The sequence below is a fragment of the uncultured Cyclobacterium sp. genome (genome assembly GCF_963976465.1).
Classification (GTDB): Bacteria; Bacteroidota; Bacteroidia; order Cytophagales; family Cyclobacteriaceae; genus Cyclobacterium.
The window spans coordinates 1-4,945 of record NZ_CAXBOC010000434.1 but is presented as its reverse complement, the minus strand read 5'-3'; the positions used below and the strand labels follow the sequence as shown (position 1 = coordinate 4,945).

At 37.1% G+C, this 4,945-nt stretch carries 6 protein-coding genes; 4 read left to right on the top strand and 2 right to left on the bottom strand.

What is annotated here, in order from left to right; genetic code table 11:
* From AAC037_RS19650 to AAC037_RS19635, 4 genes are all read left to right on the top strand, one after another.
* Positions 1-441: YoaK family protein (locus AAC037_RS19650; protein ID WP_339905011.1), on the top strand; the 441-nt coding region annotated here is incomplete at its 5' end.
* Between the two features lie 596 nt (positions 442-1,037).
* Positions 1,038-1,241: a hypothetical protein gene (locus tag AAC037_RS19645; RefSeq protein ID WP_339905009.1), complete on the top strand. Its 204-nt coding sequence runs from the start codon at positions 1,038-1,040 to the stop codon at positions 1,239-1,241.
* A 65-nt stretch (positions 1,242-1,306) separates the two neighbouring features.
* On the top strand, positions 1,307-2,041 hold the full coding sequence (locus tag AAC037_RS19640) for an SDR family oxidoreductase (protein ID WP_339905007.1): 735 nt from the start codon (positions 1,307-1,309) through the stop codon (positions 2,039-2,041).
* Between the two features lie 16 nt (positions 2,042-2,057).
* Positions 2,058-2,861: a hypothetical protein gene (locus AAC037_RS19635; RefSeq protein ID WP_339905005.1), complete on the top strand. Its 804-nt coding sequence runs from the start codon at positions 2,058-2,060 to the stop codon at positions 2,859-2,861.
* A gap of 193 nt (positions 2,862-3,054) precedes the next feature.
* On the opposite strand, the gene AAC037_RS19630 is transcribed toward AAC037_RS19635, so the two are convergent.
* Both AAC037_RS19630 and AAC037_RS19625 read right to left on the bottom strand, forming a co-directional pair.
* The gene (locus tag AAC037_RS19630; protein ID WP_339905003.1) at positions 3,055-4,431 is read right to left on the bottom strand and encodes a sulfatase-like hydrolase/transferase; all 1,377 of its coding nucleotides are present in this window, start codon (positions 4,429-4,431) and stop codon (positions 3,055-3,057) included.
* 227 nt (positions 4,432-4,658) lie between these two features.
* Positions 4,659-4,945, bottom strand: a 287-nt coding sequence (locus AAC037_RS19625) for a hypothetical protein (protein ID WP_339905001.1), incomplete at its 5' end; no start/stop codon positions are given.

Below are 4,945 nucleotides of genomic sequence, written 5' to 3'. Positions count from 1 at the left end.
ATTCTGTTATCAATTGGCTTGATCAGTAATTTTATAGAAATCAGTCAACCGGATGTAATAGCCTGTTTGTTACTTTTTGCAATGGGTTTACAAAATTCATTTGTCACCAAAATTTCTAACGCCATTGTCAGAACTACTCATCTCACCGGCTTATTCACCGATTTGGGAATAGAGCTGTCTCAACTTCTTTTTCCAAAATCACATCCCAATAGAAAAAAAATAAAAAAGACAATCCTCCTCAGAGTTTCCATCATTTTGTTCTTTTTCGCAGGCGGACTATTAGGCGGTTTTCTTTATTCCAGAATTAATCTCAAATTAAACACTTTGATAATCGGAGCTTTAATTTTATTGGTCGGCCTATTTTATGATGATTTTAAGTATAGATTGATTATGACAAAAAGGAAATATCAGCAAAGAAAAATTAAGCGCTTGGCGGCCTAAATTTGTATCAGCAAAAGTAGATCGTCTATGATTATTATAAAGGATTAAATTGGTTTGCTAAAATCTTTTTTTCTCTAGACAAATCTTTTTTAGGATGGTTTTTATTCTTGCATGCCTTTCAAAGGTAGAACGCTTTCAATAATTGGGGGATTTTATCTATAGAAAAACAAACCAACCGGTATTTTTATTCGTATGCCTATCCCATACAACAAGAATTAAAGCCCGAAAGAACCAAAACAATAATTTTAGAAAAGCATTTGAACTGTTTTATGAAGAAGGTTTTAAGTCCAGTAGTATTGATAGAATAGTCAAGGCGTCAAACCTTACCAAGGGGGCTTTTTACCACCATTTCAAAAGCAAGAAAGAATTAGGTTTATAGGTTATAGAATTAAAAATTCAGGAAAGGATTAATCAAGGAATGATTGACCCATTAAATAGACCCGGAAATGCTTTAGATTTATTGAAGGACACATTTTTTCACCGGATAAAATTATTCTCCCTATATGACAAAAACCATGGCTGCCCTTTCAATAATTTAATCAATGAGATAGGAGATCTTGAGCTTGCTTACCGCTTAGCGCTAAAAAAGATAATTGATGATTGGAAACAGGCCATTATCCGAACAATTGAAAAAGGTAAATACCATAAAAAAAAGTATTTCTAGTAATGCGGTAGCTACCTATTTAATTCGTGCATTTGAGGGTGTTCGAGGCATTAGAAAACTCTATGACAATGACACAATACTAGCAGAATACTTATTAGGGCTTTCTTCATATTTAGACCATATGCAAGCCAATTAGTTTGGCCAAAAACCACTTATTTGCAATTGCCCAAATCCAACCCAAAAACTACTAAAACCACAAAAATGAAACTAGAAAACAAGGTAATTATTGTAACCGGCTCTTCGAAAGGGATTGGAAAAGAAATTGCACTACTATTGGCAGAAAATGGGGGGAAAGTGGTAGTGAATTCTTCTAGCAGCATTTCGGAAGCAGCTTCAGTAGTTGAGGCCATAAATAAAAATGGAGGGCAAGCCATGGCCATCAAAGCCGATGTAAGCAATAGAGAAGAAGTAACACAGCTTTTTGACCAGACCATCAAAGCTTATGGGAAAGTGGATGTTTTAGTGAATAATGCAGGGGTGATGATTTCCAAGACGATCAAGGACAACACGCAGGAAGACTTTAGCAAGCAATTTGACATCAATGTAAGAGGTGTTTTCAACACCTTGCAAGAGGCCGAAAGTAAACTTTCGGACAATGGAAACATTATCAACCTCTCCTCAAGCACTGTTAAAATGATGTTTCCTACCTATGCTTTGTATTCAGGGACCAAAGCAGCAGTAGAACAAATGACCCGGGTATTTTCCAAAGAAATCGGCCGAGGGATTTCAGTAAATGCTCTTGCACCAGGGCCAACAGAAACCGAACTTTTTTTAAAAGGAAAATCCCCTGAATTAATAGAAAAATTAAAGGCAATGAATGCCTTCAACCGATTGGCCAAGCCTAATGATATTGCTAAGGTAGTATTGTTTTTAGCAAGCGAGGACTCCAAATGGATTTCCGGTCAAGTCATTGGAGCAAATGGTGCTATGATATAACTTTAACAAATAATCAATGAAATTAAACCTACAAACACTTCTGATAATAACTGTGCTTTTCATGTCCTGTAAGGAGCAGAAGGGTTCAGATGAAAAGACTTCCTTTCAAAACAAAGGTCAGCAGTTAGTTTATGAAATGGTCCAAACAGTGGGGGATTATTCAAAATTGGCTGAAAAAAAGGACGTAGTCTACACCTATCAATACCAAACACCGGATGGTAAAACAGATTTATCTTCAGAAAAGTACATTTTTCATGGTGAACTTTCTTATGGCGCATATGAGCAACATGAAAGAACGCTTCCGGAGTATGAAGGATTGATAGAACAAGGGTATGATGGTAAAGCCTATTGGCTTAGACATAAGGGAAATTATATCGATGACCTTGTCTCACTAAAAAGGGTGAAGTTTAATCGGCCAACAAATTTCTACTGGTTTACCATGTTCCAAAAATTGCTTGATCCCGGATTAACTTATGAATACTTGGGTGCAAAAAGCATTGAGGAACAGCGGTATGACATTGTCAAAATCTCATTTGACTCAAACAATGAAAAACCAACAGACATTTACCAGATTTATATCAATAAGGATACGAAATTGGTAGACCAGTTTCTATTTACTGTTGCTGAAGTTGGTGTGATAGACCAACCCTTGCTTATGAAGCTTGAATATGAAGAAATTGAAGGATTATTGATCCCCACACAAAGGATTTATAAGGGGTCAAATTGGGAAGCAGAAGTCACAGACGCCCCATGGATTAAGGTAAATTGGTCCAATATCCAATTTAATAATGGCTTAAGTAGGTCAATTTTTGAGAAGTAGTATCTCATAAAAGCTTTAATAAAAAGGGCTATTTGGAGTAAAATACCAAGTAGCCTTTTTCTTGTATATTAATCTAAACTTATTGTTTTGGTGAAACCAAAGAATTGGTTTCCGGCACTGTTTTTTTATGCTCCCATGTTTGAAAAAGTATAGGGAAATAAAATACAGTTATTAATCAAATCAGTAAATCCCCTTATTGATTGGCCTCTTCAATATGCTTTTGAAGTAGGGCTTTTAATTTGGCTTTCCTTTCCTTGTAGGCTACATTTTGGCTTAAATTAACCAATTCCCCTGGATCTTGCTCAAGATCAATCAGCATTTCATCCCCATTGTCATAAAGGGTATATTTAATATTATCTCCTCTTATCATAAAGCCCAATTCATTTTCCATAAACAAATATCTGCGAGAATAATAATCTGATTTTTGATCTTTTAAAAGCGGAGCAAAAGACAGTCCCGGCAGGTGACCGAGACTGGAAATACCGGCTAAATCGCACAAGGTGGGATAAAGGTCTAAACCAGTGGAAATCATGTTTTCTTTGTCTACTGATTGCCCATTGGCCATGCCCTTGTACCACACCACCAAAGGAACATTTGCGGACTCCTCATAAAAAACAGTCTTGTGCTCCAGCCTGTGAGAACCACTCATCTCCCCATGATCTGAGGTAAATATCACAATGGTATTGTCAGCAAAAGGTGAAGCTTCCAAAGCATCCAAGACCATTCCAATTTGGACATCTACGCTTTCGGTCAGCCTATGATAGGCATATCTGTGCATGCGCCAGTCCTTTTCTGTCCAATGTTCCCTTGCGTCTATTGTAAAGGAATGCAGTTCCTTTAAATCATAAATCGCACGAGGTTCATCCGAAGTAGGTTCAAAATTAGCAGGGAGAGGAGGTACGTATTTTGCCATAAAATCATCTTCATCAATGGAATCAGGAATGGCAATCGCTTCAAGTAAAGGAACCGGAACATCAGCAGGAGGCCTGTTATTCGGAGGGAATTGCCTAATGGCCTCATAGCAAATGTCATGCGGGTTGATAAAATTCAAAGCAAGAAGAAAGGGTTTATCTGAAGTCCTATTGGTTAACAATTCAACACTTTCCGCAGCCAGCTGATCTCTTTCATCTTTTGAAATAAAAGTCTCAAAACCATAAGGTTTAACCTCTTTTTTTGCTCCGGGAAGGTGGGATTTCCCACCGTAAAAGGTTTCATAGCCCGCTTTGGCAAAGGCATTCCCCATGGCATTGGGAATTATTTTCTGAAGTGCCGCAATATCTAGTTTACTTGCATTGTGTCGCATATCTATTGCTGAAGGATACTGTCCTGTAAACAGGCTAAAGCGGGAAGGAGAACAAACCGGGTTGGTAACATAAGCTTTTTCAAACCTCAAACCTTTATTGGCCAGCTTATCCATATTTGGCGTTTTAAGCCATTCATTTCCTGCTACCCCCATCATTTTGGCGTTTTGCTGATCCGTTATAATAATCAGAATATTTGGTTTTTCACTTTGTGCCTGCACAACAGTGGTGGTCAAACACAACACCAACCATACAATACTTTTTTTCATATGCGATTATACTTAATAAAATGTTAGCCTTAGAAAAAAATTTCGGAAATTAATTACTATGTGGGGATAAACTATTACCGAGGGTTAAATCAGCGACTACAAAAATCAATCTTCTAAAAAAACACAAGTCCAATATGATTTACTCAATAAAAAGGGACCGCTTTACAAACGATCCCTTATATCAAAAAATTTATCACCCTAAATAATCTTTATTTTTTCTTCAATGGTTATCTCCAGCGAGTTTCTTTCAAGAATACAGGTTCTCCGGCTTGATGCTTGCCCTTATTCCCTAAAGCATCACGCAACTCAAAGGATAAATCATAAAAATAGGTCAGATAAATGCTTAAGCGCTGGTCCTTTGGTAGGCTTTCAAATTGGTGATTTAAAACAGCCATAAGCTGATCTCGGGATAATTCTCTTTCAGGTTGAAAATCACCAGACGCGACGTGCTCAGCGTACAATCTTTCTTCTTCACTGCAGTTTCTTAGGTGTTTGTTTTCTGTTCTGATTTTAT

Coding starts and splice junctions, on each gene's coding strand:
- AAC037_RS19645 (WP_339905009.1), top strand. CDS start 1,038: ATGATTGGAAACAGGCCATTATCCGAACAATTGAAAAAGGTAAATACC.
- AAC037_RS19640 (WP_339905007.1), top strand. CDS start 1,307: ATGAAACTAGAAAACAAGGTAATTATTGTAACCGGCTCTTCGAAAGGG.
- AAC037_RS19635 (WP_339905005.1), top strand. CDS start 2,058: ATGAAATTAAACCTACAAACACTTCTGATAATAACTGTGCTTTTCATG.
- AAC037_RS19630 (WP_339905003.1), bottom strand. CDS start 4,431: ATGAAAAAAAGTATTGTATGGTTGGTGTTGTGTTTGACCACCACTGTT.